We start from the raw sequence: 13,857 nt of genomic DNA, 5'->3' as shown, positions 1-13,857 counted from the left end.
GGGCGACCGGGCGGAAAAATTCAGGCGGCCGGATAGATCGCGTCGGCGCGCTTCTCGAACGCCTCGGTGAACATGCGGAAGGCGCGGTCGAACATCGAGCCCATCAGCGCACCGAGAATACGGCTCTTGAACTCGTAGTCGATGAAGAAATGCACCGAGCAGCCTCCGTCCGGCAGCGGCTCGAAGCGCCAGCGATTGTCGAGATAGCGGAACGGCCCGTCGATATATTTCACGTCAATCGCCCGCTCTGCCCCGTTCAGCAGAACCTGCGTGGTGAAGGTCTCACGGATCGCCTTGTAGCCGACGGTCATGTCCGCCACGAGCAGCTCCTTGCCGTCGCGCTCCTTGCGCGAGCGCACGGAAAGCGCTTCGCAGAGCGGCAGGAATTCCGGGTAGCGCTCGACATCGGCGACGAGGGCATACATCTCATCGGGTGAATGGGGAACCGGACGGCGGGTTTCGAACTGGGGCATGGCCGAGAGCTAATGAACCGCGGCAAGTCTTGCAAGTAGGGCGTCATTCTCGCCACGCGATTTCAACACGCAAACCGGCACGTCGCGGCCATAGGCCGCAAGGTTGTGTGCCATCTGCATACTCTCAGCCTAGATGTTTAATTATACGCCGGGGTCAGATGACGGTGTCCTACCGACGATATTCGAACGGTCGCGCAAATAAGCGTTGATGAGTATCGGAGCAACAACTATCTCGCGGAACACGCCCAAAGTCGCCCAGATAACAGCGGAGCCAGCTGATATGATCAGGTGCTGTGTAGCAATGTTTGATAAAACAAATGCGGCGGACAGCAGGCTATTGATCGCGACAAACATGCCGAAGGTGGAAATTATTGGCCCTTTTGTGCGTTGGAAAATCAATTGTCGATCTGATCCATCAGCGATCGCTGAAACGAGCCAAACACCGAATATGCTCCAGACGAGACTGCCCAGAACCACAGATGGTATCTGGAGAACAATCAAGTTCAACGTGGGGGGCAATTCCAAACGAGAAACGACAGTAAAGAGGGCGAAATATGGAACTGTCCAGCATAAACCGATGGCCAGCGTTCTAAGAACGTATGACCAGATAGTGGAGCTCCCGTCGATCGGCTTCCTGCCTTTCGGAGCTAAATAGCGATACATATCGACAAGGGCGGTGTATCCGACAAACAGCAGCGCGGCCAGTGATGCCATGGACAGAAGAAACTGCACCGAAGGCGCCACCCCACTGCTTTCCGACAACATTGAATTGGCAATGCCCAGACCGATAGCGGCAATCGCTGGGAAAGGCCGAGCCCGCAGATAAAGCTTGCAAGATTCAAAAATGGACATGAATCACGCGAAAACTAGGCGGTTTTCCGGGCCAGCCTTTCGCGCGCCGCTTTCAGGCGGGCGAAATCGTCGCCGGCATGGTGGGAGGAGCGGGTCAGCGGGCTCGACGACACCATCAGGAAGCCCTTGGAATAGGCGACGGTTTCGTAGGACTTGAACTCCTCCGGCGTCACGAAGCTCATGACGGCATGGTGCTTGCGGGTCGGCTGGAGATACTGGCCGATGGTCAGGAAGTCGACATCGGCGGTGCGCAGGTCGTCCATCAGTTGGAGCACTTCGTTGCGCTCCTCGCCGAGGCCCACCATGATACCCGACTTGGTGAACATGGTCGGGTCGAGTTCCTTCACCCGCTGCAGCAGGCGGACGGAGTGGAAGTAGCGCGCACCCGGACGAACCGTCAGGTAATTGCCCGGCACGGTTTCCATATTGTGGTTGAAGACATCAGGCTTGGCGGCGACGACACGCTCCAGCGCGCCCGGCTTCTTCAGGAAGTCCGGTGTCAGGATTTCGATCGTGGTCAGCGGAGAAGCTGCGCGAATGGCCCAGATCACCTTCTCGAAATGCTCCGCGCCACCGTCTTCCAGATCGTCACGGTCCACCGAGGTGATGACGACGTGCGAAAGCCCCATCTGCTTGACGGCTTTGGCGACATTTTCCGGCTCCGCCATGTCGAGCGCATTCGGCTTGCCCGTCGCCACGTTGCAGAAGGCGCAGGCGCGGGTGCAGATCTCGCCCATGATCATGAAGGTCGCGTGCTTCTTGTCCCAGCACTCGCCGATATTCGGGCAGCCCGCTTCCTCGCAGACCGTCACCAGCTTGTGGCTCCGCACCAGATCGCGCGTTTCCTGATAGCCCTTGGAAACCGGCGCCTTCACGCGGATCCATTCCGGCTTGCGCAGCACTTCCGTGTCCGGCCGCTTGGCCTTTTCGGGGTGGCGCACCCGCTTAGCGTCAGGGTCGGGATTGGTGCGATCAAGAATGGTGACCATGTCGTTTCCACTTTCCTGGCAGGCTTTCGCGCCTGTCTTGCGGACACTGAAAAAGTGAGCCCGCCTCATGTGGAGGCGGGCTTTAGCACGTTCAAGCGTTGAGCGCACGCCCATAGGCATCGAGCACGCTTTCCTTCAGCGTTTCCGAAATTGTCGGATGCGGGAAGATTGTGTGCATCAGCTCTTCCTCGGTTGTTTCCAGGTTCATGGCGATGACGAAACCCTGGATGAGTTCGGTCACTTCGGCGCCGACGAGATGGGCGCCCAGCAGTTCGCCGGTCTTCTTGTCGAAGATCGTTTTCACGAGACCCTGGTCTTCGCCAAGCGCGATCGCCTTCCCGTTCGCGACGAAGGGGAAGCGGCCGACCCGGATGTCGCGGCCCAGTTCCTTGGCCTTGGCTTCCGTGAGGCCGACCGAGGCGACCTGTGGGTGGCAATAGGTGCAGCCCGGGATCTTCGACTTGTCCATTGGGTGTACGTTCGGCAGGCCGGCGATCTTCTCGATGCAGATGACGGCCTCGTGCTCGGCTTTGTGAGCGAGCATCGGCGGGCCGGCGACGTCGCCGATGGCGTAGATGCCGGGCACGTTCGTCTTGCCGTAGCCGTCGATGGCGATGAAGCCGCGGTCGGTCTTCACGCCGATAGCCTCAAGGCCGATATTCTCGATATTGGCCTGCACGCCGACGGCGGAAATCATGCGGTCGGCCGTGATCTTCTCGACCTTGCCGTCCTTCATTTCGACATGGGCGGTGATGGAGTTAGCCCCCTTCTCCACCTTGGCGACCTTGGCCTCCAGATGGATCTTCATGCCCTGCTTTTCAAACTGCTTCTTGGCGAGGGCAGAGATTTCAACGTCCTCGACCGGCATGACCGACTTCATCACCTCGACGACGGTCACATCCACGCCGAGCGTGCGATAGAACGAGGCGAATTCGATGCCGATGGCGCCCGAGCCCATGACGAGCAGCGACTTCGGCATTTCCTCCGGCTTCATCGCCTCGAAATAGGTCCAGATCAACTTGCCGTCTGGCTCGATGCCCGGCAGCGCGCGCGGGCGCGCACCCGTGGCGATGACGATGTTCTTGGCGGTATAGGTGCCCTCGGGCAGAACGTTCTTCGGCAGTGGCGCCTGCGGCTGCTGGATCGCCTTTGTCGTCTTGGAGACGACGATTTCACCTGGCTTGGTGATCTTGGCTTCACCCCAGATGATATCGACCTTGTTCTTCTTCATCAGGAAGCCGACGCCGCCGTTCATGCGCTGGGCAATGCCGCGCGAGCGGGCAACGATGGCCTTCAGGTCCGGCGTCACCGTTCCCTCGACCTTGATGCCGTAGTCACCGGGGTGCTGGGCATAATGGAAGATTTCGGCCGAGCGCAGCAGCGCCTTGGTCGGGATGCAGCCCCAGTTGGAGCAGATGCCGGCGAGATGCTCGCGCTCCACGATGGCCGTCTTGAGGCCGAGCTGCGCCGCACGGATCGCGGCAATGTAGCCGCCCGGACCCGAACCGATAACGATGACGTCGTAAGTCTGAGCCATGTCGTTTCCTGCCTCACTTGTTGCGCGGGAACGAAGCGCCGCGTCTTGATTTTTTTGGTTACAATCCGAGCATCATGCGCACGACCGGCTCGAGACCCTTGCCGATCGCGCGCGTGTTCTTCGCATCGAGATGCACGCCGTCGAGCGGTGTCGTTTCCGCAACCGATCCGGCATCGAAGAAGCCGCAGCCGATCTCGTCCGCCAGATCCGCATAGAGCGTCGCCAGCATCGCCGATTGCTCGATACCGCCGGCAAACATCGCCGCGAAGGCAGTGTTGGCGGTTTCGCAAAGCGGCGGCGGGGAGACGATAAGCACCTCCGGCCCACCCTCCTCGCTGAACGACCAGGCGTGATGGCGCACCAGTTCGACCAGCCGCTCCATGCCCTGCACGGCGCCGAAGGCGGTGCCGCAGATGGTCGGCTTCATGTCATTGGCGCCGAGGAACAGGATGACGAGGTCGATCGGGTCATGGCTGTGCAGGATGGTCGGCAGAATGCGAGCGCCGTTGCGGTCGCAATCCGCCAGATGGTCGTCATAGGCGGTGGTGCGGCCGTTGAGGCCCTCCGCGATCACGGTGACATCAGGTCCCAGCGCTTTGGCAAGCACGCTCGGCCAGCGATCCTCGAAGGCATGCCGGTCGAGCGTTTCCGCGTTGTAACCCCAGGTCAGGCTGTCGCCGTAGCAGAGAACCGTCTTCATGGCCGCACCCCGCTATCAGACGAGCATCCCCATCGGGCTTTCGATATAGCGCTTGAAGGCACCGAGAAGCTCGGCGCCGAGCGCACCATCCACGCAGCGATGGTCGGTGGAGAGCGTGACCGTCATCGCGTTGACGATGACCATCTGGCCCTTCTTGACCACGACGCGCTCCGTACCTGCACCGACCGCCAGGATCGTCGCATGCGGCGGGTTGACGACGGCGGCGAAGTTCGAAACGCCCATCATGCCCATGTTCGAGACCGCTGTCGTGCCGCCCTGGTATTCTTCGGGCTTCAGCTTGCGTTCCTTGGCGCGCTTGCCGAGGTCCTTCATCTCGTTGGAGATGGCCGACAGGCTCTTCAGCTCGGCTCTACGGATGATCGGCGTGATCAGGCCGCCCGGGATGGAGACGGCGACGCCGACATCCGCGTGCTTGTGCTTGACCATGTTCGTGTCCGTCCAGGAGACGTTGGCGTCCGGCACGTCGCGCAACGCAAGCGCCATGGCCTTGATCACCATGTCGTTGACGGAGAGCTTGTAGGCCGGCTTGCCGTCCTTCTCCGGTGCGGAACCGTTGATCTGGGCACGCAGGGCCAGAAGCGCGTCGAGTTCGACATCCACGGAAACGTAGAAGTGCGGGATCGTCTGCTTGGATTCCTGCAGGCGCTTGGCGATGGTCTTGCGCATGCCGTCATGCGGCACGAGCTCGTAGGAGCCCGCCTCGAACAGCTTTAGCACGGCCTCTTCCGACATACCCTTGGGGGCTGCGGCGGGAGTTGCCGAAGCGGCAGCAGCCGGGGCTGCGGCCGGCTTGGCGCCGCCCGAGGCGATGGCCTTCTCGACGTCGCTTTTCACCACGCGGCCATGCGGACCGGAACCGGCAACCGACTTGATGTCGAGACCGGCATTGGCAGCGATACGGCGGGCGAGCGGCGAGGAGAACAGGCCGGCGCCACCGTGGTTCTGCGCAGCCGCCGGAGCGGCAGCAACGGGAGCCGGAGCGGCAGCAGCCGGCTTTTCGGCTTCCTTCGGCGCTTCCGCAGCCTTGGCTTCCGCCTTCGGCGCGGCCGAACCGCCGCCGGCAGCGGCGGCAGCCACCTCTTCGCCATCGGCGGCGAGGATGGCGATCAGGCTGTTGACCTTCACACCTTCCGTGCCAGCCGGCACGACGATCTTGGCGACAACGCCCTCGTCGACGGCTTCGACTTCCATCGTCGCCTTGTCGGTCTCGATTTCGGCAATGACGTCACCGGATTTCACGGTGTCGCCTTCCTTGACGAGCCACTTGGCGAGATTGCCCTCTTCCATGGTGGGCGAAAGGGCCGGCATCGTAATGTTGATCGGCATACCTCGACCCTCCCCTTATTTATAGCAGACGGTTTTGACCGCCTGGACGACTTCGCCGACGTTCGGAAGCGCCAGCTTCTCGAGGTTCGCGGCATAGGGCATCGGAACGTCCTTCCCGGCGACCGTCAGGATCGGCGCGTCGAGATAGTCGAAGGCCTGCTGCATGACGCGGGTCGCGATCTCGGTGCCGACGGAAGACTGCGGGAAGCCTTCTTCCACAACGACGAGGCGGCCGGTCTTTTTGACCGATTCGATGATGGTCGGCAGGTCCATCGGGCGGATGGTGCGAAGGTCGATCAGCTCGACGTCGATGCCGTCTTTCTCAAGTTCCGCAAGCGCCTTGAGGGCATAGGTCATGCCGATGCCGAAGGAGACGACGGTGACGTCGTTGCCCTTCTTGTGGATTCGCGCCTTGCCGATCGGCAGAACGAAGTCGTCCATCTTCGGGACTTCGAAGCTCTGGCCGTAGAGGATTTCGTTTTCAAGGAAGATAACCGGGTTCGGGTCGCGGATGGCAGCCTTGAGGAGGCCCTTAGCGTCGGCAGCCGTGTAGGGCATGACGACCTTGAGGCCGGGAACGTGGCTGTACCATGCGGCATAGCACTGCGAGTGCTGGGCTGCGACGCGGGCAGCAGCACCGTTCGGGCCGCGGAACACAATTGGGGCACCCATCTGGCCACCCGACATATAGAGCGTCTTGGCGGCGGAATTGATGATGTGGTCGATTGCCTGCATGGCGAAGTTGAACGTCATGAATTCGACGATGGGCTTCAGGCCCGTCATCGCCGCGCCGACGCCGAGGCCGGCAAAGCCGTGTTCGGTGATCGGCGTATCGACGACGCGGCGGTCACCGAATTCCTGCAGAAGGCCCTGCGTAATCTTGTAAGCGCCCTGGTACTCAGCCACCTCTTCGCCCATGACGAAGACATCGGCGTCGCGACGCATTTCCTCGGCCATGGCGTCGCGCAGCGCTTCGCGCACGGTCGTCATCACCATTTCGGTGCCGGCCGGGATATCCGGATCAGCGGCGACCTCCCCCTTCGGCTGCGCCGGAACGGGCGCGGCAGCGGCGGCCGGTGCAGCAGCAGCCGGTGCCGGAGCTTCCGCCGGCTTTTCGGCAGCGGCGGCCTTCGGCGCGGCTACTGCATCGGCGCTTTCGCCGTCCTGGAGCAGCACGGCGATGGCCGTGTTGACCTTGACGCCTTCGGTGCCGGCGGCGACCAGGATCTTGCCGATCACGCCTTCATCGACGGCTTCGACTTCCATCGTCGCCTTGTCGGTTTCGATTTCGGCGATCACATCGCCGGACTTGACGGTGTCACCCTCGTTCTTGACCCATTTGGAGAGCGTACCCTCTTCCATGGTCGGAGACAGGGCGGGCATGAGAATCTCGATTGGCATTGGTGTCCCTCCCCGGATTACAGCAGGATGTCGGTGTAGAGTTCGGATGCATCCGGCTCCGGATCGGCCTGCGCGAAATCGGCGCTGTCGGCGACGATGTCACGGATGTCCTTGTCGATCTGCTTGAGATCGTCTTCGCTGGCCCAGCCCTTTTCAAGAAGGCGTGCGCGCACCTGCTCGATCGGGTCATGCTCGGAGCGCATCTTCTGCACTTCGTCCTTCGAGCGATACTTCGCCGGATCGGACATGGAGTGGCCGCGATAGCGGTAGGTCAGCATTTCGAGAATGATCGGGCCCTTGCCGGAGCGGCAATGTTCGACGGCTTCATCGGCCGCAGCCTTTACGGCGCGGACGTCCATACCATCGACCTGGTAGCCTGGAATGCCGAAGGAGGTGCCGCGCTCGGAAAAATTCGTCTGCGCCGAAGCGCGCGAAACCGAGGTGCCCATGGCGTAGCGGTTGTTCTCGATGATGTAGATGACAGGCAGCTTCCAGAGAGCCGCCATGTTGAAGCTTTCATAGACTTGGCCCTGGTTGGCCGCGCCATCGCCGAAATAGGTCAGCGAGACGTTGTCATTGCCGCGGTAGCGGTTGGAAAAGGCAAGGCCCGTACCGAGCGACACCTGGCCGCCGACGATGCCGTGGCCGCCGTAGAAATGCTTCTCCTTGGAGAACATGTGCATGGAGCCGCCCTTGCCCTTGGAAAGGCCGCTGCGGCGCCCGGTCAGTTCCGCCATCACGCCGCGGGCGCTCATGCCGCAAGCCAGCATGTGGCCGTGGTCACGGTAACCGGTAATAACCTGGTCGCCTTCCTTCAGCGCCAGCTGCATGCCGACGACAACGGCTTCCTGGCCGATGTATAGGTGACAGAAGCCGCCGATGAAGCCCATGCCGTAAAGCTGGCCGGCCTTTTCCTCGAAACGCCGGATGAACAGCATCTCGCGGTAGGCCTTCAGGTCGTCTTCCTTGGAAAAGTCGGCAATCGTGCCGCCGTTGAAGTCTTTCTTCGCAGGCTTTGCCGCAATCTTGCGGCTGGACGTGGACGCGGTCTTACGCGGAGCCATCGGTTCCTCCCTATGTTTGCCCTTTTGACAAAACCATAGGGAAGAATGCCCATCGTAGCAATGCTATAAATGCATGGCTTATATTCTCGACAAGTCACTGATTAGTAAGGGTTATTTACGATTAACCTGATTTCGGTTAATCGACCTTATCAGTGGAAAATGACGATTTCATCGGCCTTCGACATATTGAGATAAGAACGCGCCTTTTCATCGAGCATGTCACGCTCGAGCGAGCCGTCGCTCATCAGAGCCACTTCTTTTTCCAGAATCTGGCGCTGCCGCACGAGCACGTCCAGACGCGCCTGCCGTTCCACTCTCTGTCGCTCGAAATCCTCCATTCCGCGCAGACCGAAGTCACCATGGACGGAATGATAACCGAAGTAGGAAAGGAATGCGACTGTAATTACCGGCAGCGTCAGCCGCCCGAATTTCCGCTTCTTATGGTGTTTGGTCCACATGCACGTGCCCCGATACGCAATACGGATTTTATACTAGCGCCAAGGGGTTAACCGATCATTGACCATGACGGGCGGCGCGGGAAAAAGCTGGCGGAGAGCAGATCGGAGAGGCGGCGCAGCGTCCGGAGCGTGGATCCTCGGGTCAAGCCCGAAGGAGGACGGTGGAGAGATTTGCGGGAGCAAAATAAGGAATGTCCACGGAAGCACGATGAAGTAGTGAAGGGGACGAGAGGCGCACCTAGCGGCATATTGCGCGGTTGCTTTGGCCGGCCACTTTTCTTGTTTCGTCATCCTCGGGCTTGACCCGAGGATCCATTCCACACGGTAGATGCGACATGAAAAAGGCAGGCGATAGCACTCTCCGATAGACCTATGCCCTCCAAAAAAACAAAACCCGCGCCTCTCGACGCGGGTTTCGCCATTTTGGAAAAACTGTTTTTCGATCAGCCGCGCAGGATGCCGCGGCCGGCATATTTGGCTTGGGCGCCCAGCAGTTCCTCGATGCGGATCAGCTGGTTGTACTTGGCGGTACGGTCGGAACGGGCAAGCGAGCCGGTCTTGATCTGGCCGCAGTTGGTGGCGACCGCGAGGTCGGCGATGGTCGAATCCTCCGTCTCGCCCGAGCGGTGCGACATGACCGCGGAATAGCTCGCCTTGTGGGCGGTCTCGACGGCATCGAGCGTTTCCGACAGCGAGCCGATCTGGTTGACCTTGACGAGGATCGAGTTAGCGACACCCATCTTGATGCCGTCGCGCAGGCGCGCCGAATTGGTGACGAACAGGTCGTCGCCGACCAGCTGAACCTTCTTGCCGATCTTGTCGGTCAGCGACTTCCAACCGTCCCAGTCATCTTCGGCCATGCCGTCTTCGATCGAGAAGATCGGGTACTTGGCAGCGAGTTCAGCCAGGTATTCGGCCATGGCGCCCGGCTCCAGCGTGCGGCCTTCACCTTCCAGAATGTATTTGCCGTCCTTGAAGAACTCGGTCGAGGCGCAGTCGAGCGCGATATACATGTCTTCACCCGGGCGGTAGCCGGCCTTCTCGATCGACTTCATGATGAAGTCGAGGGCGGCGGGCGCCGAAGCGAGACCCGGCGCGAAGCCGCCTTCGTCACCGACATTCGTGTTGTGGCCATCGGCAGCGAGCTGCTTCTTCAGCGTGTGGAACACTTCCGACCCCATGCGAACGGCGTCGCGGATGTTGTCGGCGCCGACCGGAACGATCATGAATTCCTGGAAGTCGATCGGATTGTCGGCATGGGCGCCGCCATTGATGATGTTCATCATCGGCACCGGCAGGACACGGGCGTTCGGGCCGCCGACATAGCGGAAGAGCGGCAGGTTGGCGGCTTCGGCAGCAGCCTTGGCAACGGCGAGCGAAACGCCGAGGATGGCGTTAGCGCCGAGACGCGCCTTGTTCGGCGTGCCGTCGAGTTCGATCATCGTCTGATCGACAGCGATCTGGTCTTCGGCCTCGAGGCCGCCGATCGCTTCGAAGATTTCGCCGTTGACGGCGGCGACGGCGTTTTCGACACCCTTGCCGAGGTAGCGCTTGCCACCGTCGCGCAGTTCGACGGCTTCGTGCGCGCCCGTCGAGGCGCCCGACGGAACGGCCGCGCGGCCGAAGCTGCCATCCTCGAGGTGCACGTCCACTTCGACGGTGGGGTTGCCGCGGCTGTCGAGAATCTCGCGGCCGATGATGTCGATGATAGCAGTCATGGATATCGTCCTGGTTCGGGGTTTATTAATCGATTAAAATCCACTTTTAATCGACGATGCAGAAATTACAATGGCGTTGCCGCCCAAGAAAAAACGGATGACACGCCTTCGTGTCATCCGTTTGAAAATCTCTTATGCCTTGGCGATATCGTCGAAGGCGACCAGCTTTTCCAGAAGCCGCGGCATGTCCTTCAGATGCACCATGTTGGGACCATCGGACGGCGCATTGTCGGGATCCTCATGCGTCTCGACGAAGAGACCGGCAATGCCGACGGCAATCGCCGCGCGCGACAGGGTCTCGACGAACTTGCGGTCACCGCCGGACGAACCGCCCTGCCCGCCGGGCTGCTGCACGGAATGGGTCGCGTCGAAGACCACGGGCGCGCCGAGCGAGGCCATGATCGGCAACGAGCGCATGTCGGAGACCAAGGTGTTGTAGCCGAAGGAGGCGCCGCGCTCACAGAGCATGACATTCGGGTTGCCGCTGTCGGTGAATTTTGCCAGCACGTTCTTCATGTCCCAGGGGGCGAGAAACTGGCCCTTCTTGACGTTGATGACGCGGCCGGTCTTGGCGGCGGCGACGAGCAGGTCGGTCTGGCGCGACAAGAAGGCCGGGATCTGCAGCATGTCAACGGTCTTGGCGACGATGCCGCACTGCTCTTCCGTGTGAATGTCCGTCACGACGGGAAAGCCGAAATCCTTCTTGAGGTCGGCGAAGATTTCCAGCGCCTTTTCCAGGCCGATGCCGCGCTTGCCGGAGAGCGAGGTGCGGTTCGCCTTGTCGAAGGACGACTTGTAGACGAGGCCGATGCCGAGCTTGTCGGTCATTTCGACGAGCGCGCCAGCCATCATATAGGCGTGGTCGCGGCTTTCCATCTGGCAGGGGCCAGCGATCAGCGAGAAGCGGGCGGTCTGCGAGAAGGTGACCTTCTTCGGCCCATCGCCAACGATGACGGTCGAGTTTGTTTGCATTTTATTCTCCGAAGACAAAATGGACGCCCTGACCGGGCGCCGGCGGCACCACGATACGGTTGTCGCGTATCTGTAACATGACACCACGCTCGGTAAGCGCGCGCTGACAGGCCGTGAGGCTCGCCACTTTGAACACCACCGCCCGCCCCTTCAGGCCGCGATCCGCGCCAGCCACTGGCGGAATGCCGTAGAAACCCTCAAGTCCTGCATCGTTCAGAATCGTGATGCGGCCGCGCGGCGTCTCGACGGACATGCCGAAGGACAGCGCCTCGACCTCGCGCTCATCGGCCGCCTCCTGCACGAGATACTGGAAATCCGTCGGGTTCTGTTCCGACAGGACGACCTCGGCCAATGCGACAACCCCGTTCTCATGCGTCTCCAGCGCCTTGCGGTCTGATGGCAGCGGCCGGACGCGCTGCGACGCGAAGAAGAAGAAATCGGGACTTCGCAGGTCGGCGGCGAAGGCGAGCCGGAAGCTGCCTGTCGCGGAGGTGCCGTCGGGCAGAAGCATGTCGCGGGAAAATTCGAGCACCGAACCGCCGGAAAGGCCGGCCGCCGCATAGCGCCTGTTATCATCAAGGGCATGGTTCGTCGCCATGGCGATGCCGGAGAAACCCTCGATGCCGCGGCGGAAACGGAAAGCCTGGTCGCGGGCGACGAAGGTATTGCCATCGCGTGCCGCTTCCTCGCATTCCTCGCGATTGGCGATGCCGAGCGGTTCCAGATAGCTGCCGTCGGACAGGAAGACGCAACAGTTTTCCGTACCGAAGGGATGGCGGGCGTCCTTGGCGACTGTGAAGCCGAGCGCCGTCATCCGGTCACGGGCAACACCGAGATCGGACACCGGCAGCACCAGATGGTCGATCGGGCGGGGCGTTCTCGAACGCACGGTCATGGCGAAAAATCCGGTCGTGTTTCAGGCGCTCCGTGCTTTGCATGCTTTCCGCCCGCAATGCAAGCACGCAAGGTGGCCATAGGGAACGGGAGGAACTTTTCCGGTTGCCGGCCATTGCTGCGCATCGTCTCACCCGGAGTTCAGTCATCTCTTCCTCCCCAGACCTCACCCGCCAGCGCGCCCTGCACGAATCCCGCCCGCTCTGGGCAGACACACCGCGCCTCTCCGTTCGCCTGCACCAGACACCCGCTGCCCGGGACTATGATGTCATCATCATCGGCGGTGGCATTTCCGGGGCGCTGATGGCCCATGCGCTGGTAGACGGAAAGCGTCGCGTGCTGGTCGTGGAAAGGCGCAAGCCCGTGCATGGCAGTACGCTTGCCAGCACCGCCATGATCCAGCACGAGATCGATATCCCACTGCACAAGCTCGCGGAAATGATCGGTGTGCCGAACGCCCAGCGCGCCTGGCGGCGATCCGCCCGCGCCGTCGAGCAGCTCACGCGGATCGTTGCCGATCTTGACCTTTCCTGCGGTTTCGAACGCAAGAAGACCCTCTTCCTGACAGGCGACACCTACGGCCAGCGGGCGCTGCGCAAGGAGGTCGAAAACCGCCAAACCGCCGGTATAGAGGCCGATTTTCTCGATGCCACGGCGCTAGCCGAGCGTTTCGCCATAGATCGCACCGGCGCCATCCTCAGCGATATCTCCGCCTCCGCCAATCCCGCCCAGATGGCGGCGGGTATTTTGCGCGCGGCGATGGCACGCGGCGTCGAAGTGGTCAGCCCGCTCGAAATCACCGATGTGCGCGCTACGACCGACGAGGTCTTTCTTGCGACGTCGGACGGGAGGATTCTCTCCGCCGGGCACGCCGTCTTCTGCTCCGGCTACGAATTTCTGGAAACAGTCGCGAACGAGAACCACGCCATCGTCTCCACCTGGGCGCTCGCCACGCCGCCCGGGATAGAACTGCCGGCGTGGCTAAAGGACTGCATCGTCTGGGAAGGCGCCGATCCCTATCTCTATCTCCGCCGCTCCCGCGACGGCCGGCTCATTGCCGGCGGCGAAGACGAGGATAGCGAGGACGCCTACGGCTCGCGGACGAAGCTGAAGCAGAAGGCAAAGATCATCCGCCGCAAGGCGGAGGCTTTGCTGGGCGTCACGCTGCCGGAACCGGATCATGTCTGGGCAGCGCCCTTCGGCATTACCCGCACCGGTCTGCCGCTGATCGGGCGCGTTCCGAAACTCCCAAATGTCTTCGCCGTCATGGGCTTCGGCGGCAACGGCATCACCTTCAGCCAGATCGCCGCCGAGATCGTTTCCGCTGACATTGCCGGCCACAAAGATCCCGACGCGGATCTTTTCGCCTTCGAGAAATCATGACGGAGCGCAATTCGGCGGCGTGATATTCCCCTTCCGTTGAATGGCAGCCTGCGGCAAGGCACGTTATGC

The 13,857-nt window shown here is 61.5% G+C and carries 13 protein-coding genes; 1 reads left to right on the top strand and 12 read right to left on the bottom strand.

What is annotated here, in order from left to right; genetic code table 11:
* Positions 1-20: 20 nt before the first annotated feature.
* From D0Y60_RS16495 to D0Y60_RS16440, 12 genes are all read right to left on the bottom strand, one after another.
* Positions 21-473, bottom strand: coding sequence for a type II toxin-antitoxin system RatA family toxin (locus D0Y60_RS16495; RefSeq protein ID WP_117371060.1), 453 nt, complete (start codon positions 471-473; stop codon positions 21-23).
* A 141-nt stretch (positions 474-614) separates the two neighbouring features.
* Positions 615-1,325, bottom strand: coding sequence for a hypothetical protein (locus tag D0Y60_RS16490; protein ID WP_117371059.1), 711 nt, complete (start codon positions 1,323-1,325; stop codon positions 615-617).
* Positions 1,326-1,339: 14 nt separating this feature from the next.
* Positions 1,340-2,383 carry a lipoyl synthase gene (gene lipA / locus D0Y60_RS16485; protein ID WP_281048155.1) on the bottom strand — a complete coding sequence of 348 codons (1,044 nt, stop codon included), beginning with the start codon at positions 2,381-2,383 and terminating at the stop codon, positions 1,340-1,342.
* Positions 2,384-2,405: 22 nt separating this feature from the next.
* A complete protein-coding gene (lpdA, locus tag D0Y60_RS16480; protein WP_117371057.1) occupies positions 2,406-3,851 on the bottom strand; it encodes a dihydrolipoyl dehydrogenase in 1,446 nt (481 codons plus the stop codon).
* Between the two features lie 58 nt (positions 3,852-3,909).
* The gene (locus D0Y60_RS16475; protein WP_117371056.1) at positions 3,910-4,551 is read right to left on the bottom strand and encodes an SGNH/GDSL hydrolase family protein; all 642 of its coding nucleotides are present in this window, start codon (positions 4,549-4,551) and stop codon (positions 3,910-3,912) included.
* 15 nt (positions 4,552-4,566) lie between these two features.
* Positions 4,567-5,898: a pyruvate dehydrogenase complex dihydrolipoamide acetyltransferase gene (locus tag D0Y60_RS16470; protein ID WP_117371055.1), complete on the bottom strand. Its 1,332-nt coding sequence runs from the start codon at positions 5,896-5,898 to the stop codon at positions 4,567-4,569.
* Positions 5,899-5,913: 15 nt separating this feature from the next.
* Positions 5,914-7,299 carry a pyruvate dehydrogenase complex E1 component subunit beta gene (locus D0Y60_RS16465; protein ID WP_117371054.1) on the bottom strand — a complete coding sequence of 462 codons (1,386 nt, stop codon included), beginning with the start codon at positions 7,297-7,299 and terminating at the stop codon, positions 5,914-5,916.
* A 17-nt stretch (positions 7,300-7,316) separates the two neighbouring features.
* Positions 7,317-8,363 (bottom strand): pyruvate dehydrogenase (acetyl-transferring) E1 component subunit alpha, encoded by a 1,047-nt coding sequence (gene pdhA, locus D0Y60_RS16460; RefSeq protein ID WP_117371053.1) that lies wholly within the window; start codon positions 8,361-8,363, stop codon positions 7,317-7,319.
* A 149-nt stretch (positions 8,364-8,512) separates the two neighbouring features.
* Positions 8,513-8,821, bottom strand: coding sequence for a septum formation initiator family protein (locus D0Y60_RS16455; RefSeq protein WP_117371052.1), 309 nt, complete (start codon positions 8,819-8,821; stop codon positions 8,513-8,515).
* A 443-nt stretch (positions 8,822-9,264) separates the two neighbouring features.
* Complete coding sequence (gene eno / locus D0Y60_RS16450) at positions 9,265-10,539, bottom strand: phosphopyruvate hydratase (RefSeq protein WP_117371051.1); 1,275 nt, start codon at positions 10,537-10,539, stop codon at positions 9,265-9,267.
* A gap of 132 nt (positions 10,540-10,671) precedes the next feature.
* Entirely contained in the window at positions 10,672-11,511 is an 840-nt protein-coding gene (gene kdsA / locus D0Y60_RS16445; RefSeq protein ID WP_117371050.1) for a 3-deoxy-8-phosphooctulonate synthase, read from the bottom strand.
* A gap of 1 nt (position 11,512) precedes the next feature.
* A complete protein-coding gene (locus D0Y60_RS16440; protein WP_117371049.1) occupies positions 11,513-12,406 on the bottom strand; it encodes a VOC family protein in 894 nt (297 codons plus the stop codon).
* A 104-nt stretch (positions 12,407-12,510) separates the two neighbouring features.
* On the opposite strand from D0Y60_RS16440, the gene D0Y60_RS16435 reads away from it, so the two are divergent.
* Complete coding sequence (locus tag D0Y60_RS16435; RefSeq protein ID WP_245409209.1) at positions 12,511-13,788, top strand: FAD-binding oxidoreductase; 1,278 nt, start codon at positions 12,511-12,513, stop codon at positions 13,786-13,788.
* The last annotated feature ends 69 nt before the right edge of the window (positions 13,789-13,857 follow it).

This window comes from Shinella sp. WSJ-2, assembly GCF_003432075.1.
Taxonomy (GTDB): domain Bacteria; phylum Pseudomonadota; class Alphaproteobacteria; order Rhizobiales; family Rhizobiaceae; genus Shinella.
Note: the sequence above shows the minus strand (reverse complement) of the source record. Positions and strands in the feature narration are given on the sequence as shown.

Coding starts and splice junctions, on each gene's coding strand:
- D0Y60_RS16470 (WP_117371055.1), bottom strand. CDS start 5,898: ATGCCGATCAACATTACGATGCCGGCCCTTTCGCCCACCATGGAAGAG.
- eno (WP_117371051.1), bottom strand. CDS start 10,539: ATGACTGCTATCATCGACATCATCGGCCGCGAGATTCTCGACAGCCGC.
- kdsA (WP_117371050.1), bottom strand. CDS start 11,511: ATGCAAACAAACTCGACCGTCATCGTTGGCGATGGGCCGAAGAAGGTC.
- D0Y60_RS16495 (WP_117371060.1), bottom strand. CDS start 473: ATGCCCCAGTTCGAAACCCGCCGTCCGGTTCCCCATTCACCCGATGAG.
- D0Y60_RS16465 (WP_117371054.1), bottom strand. CDS start 7,299: ATGCCAATCGAGATTCTCATGCCCGCCCTGTCTCCGACCATGGAAGAG.
- D0Y60_RS16440 (WP_117371049.1), bottom strand. CDS start 12,406: ATGACCGTGCGTTCGAGAACGCCCCGCCCGATCGACCATCTGGTGCTG.
- pdhA (WP_117371053.1), bottom strand. CDS start 8,363: ATGGCTCCGCGTAAGACCGCGTCCACGTCCAGCCGCAAGATTGCGGCA.
- D0Y60_RS16490 (WP_117371059.1), bottom strand. CDS start 1,325: ATGTCCATTTTTGAATCTTGCAAGCTTTATCTGCGGGCTCGGCCTTTC.
- D0Y60_RS16455 (WP_117371052.1), bottom strand. CDS start 8,821: ATGTGGACCAAACACCATAAGAAGCGGAAATTCGGGCGGCTGACGCTG.
- D0Y60_RS16475 (WP_117371056.1), bottom strand. CDS start 4,551: ATGAAGACGGTTCTCTGCTACGGCGACAGCCTGACCTGGGGTTACAAC.
- lipA (WP_281048155.1), bottom strand. CDS start 2,383: ATGAGGCGGGCTCACTTTTTCAGTGTCCGCAAGACAGGCGCGAAAGCC.
- lpdA (WP_117371057.1), bottom strand. CDS start 3,851: ATGGCTCAGACTTACGACGTCATCGTTATCGGTTCGGGTCCGGGCGGC.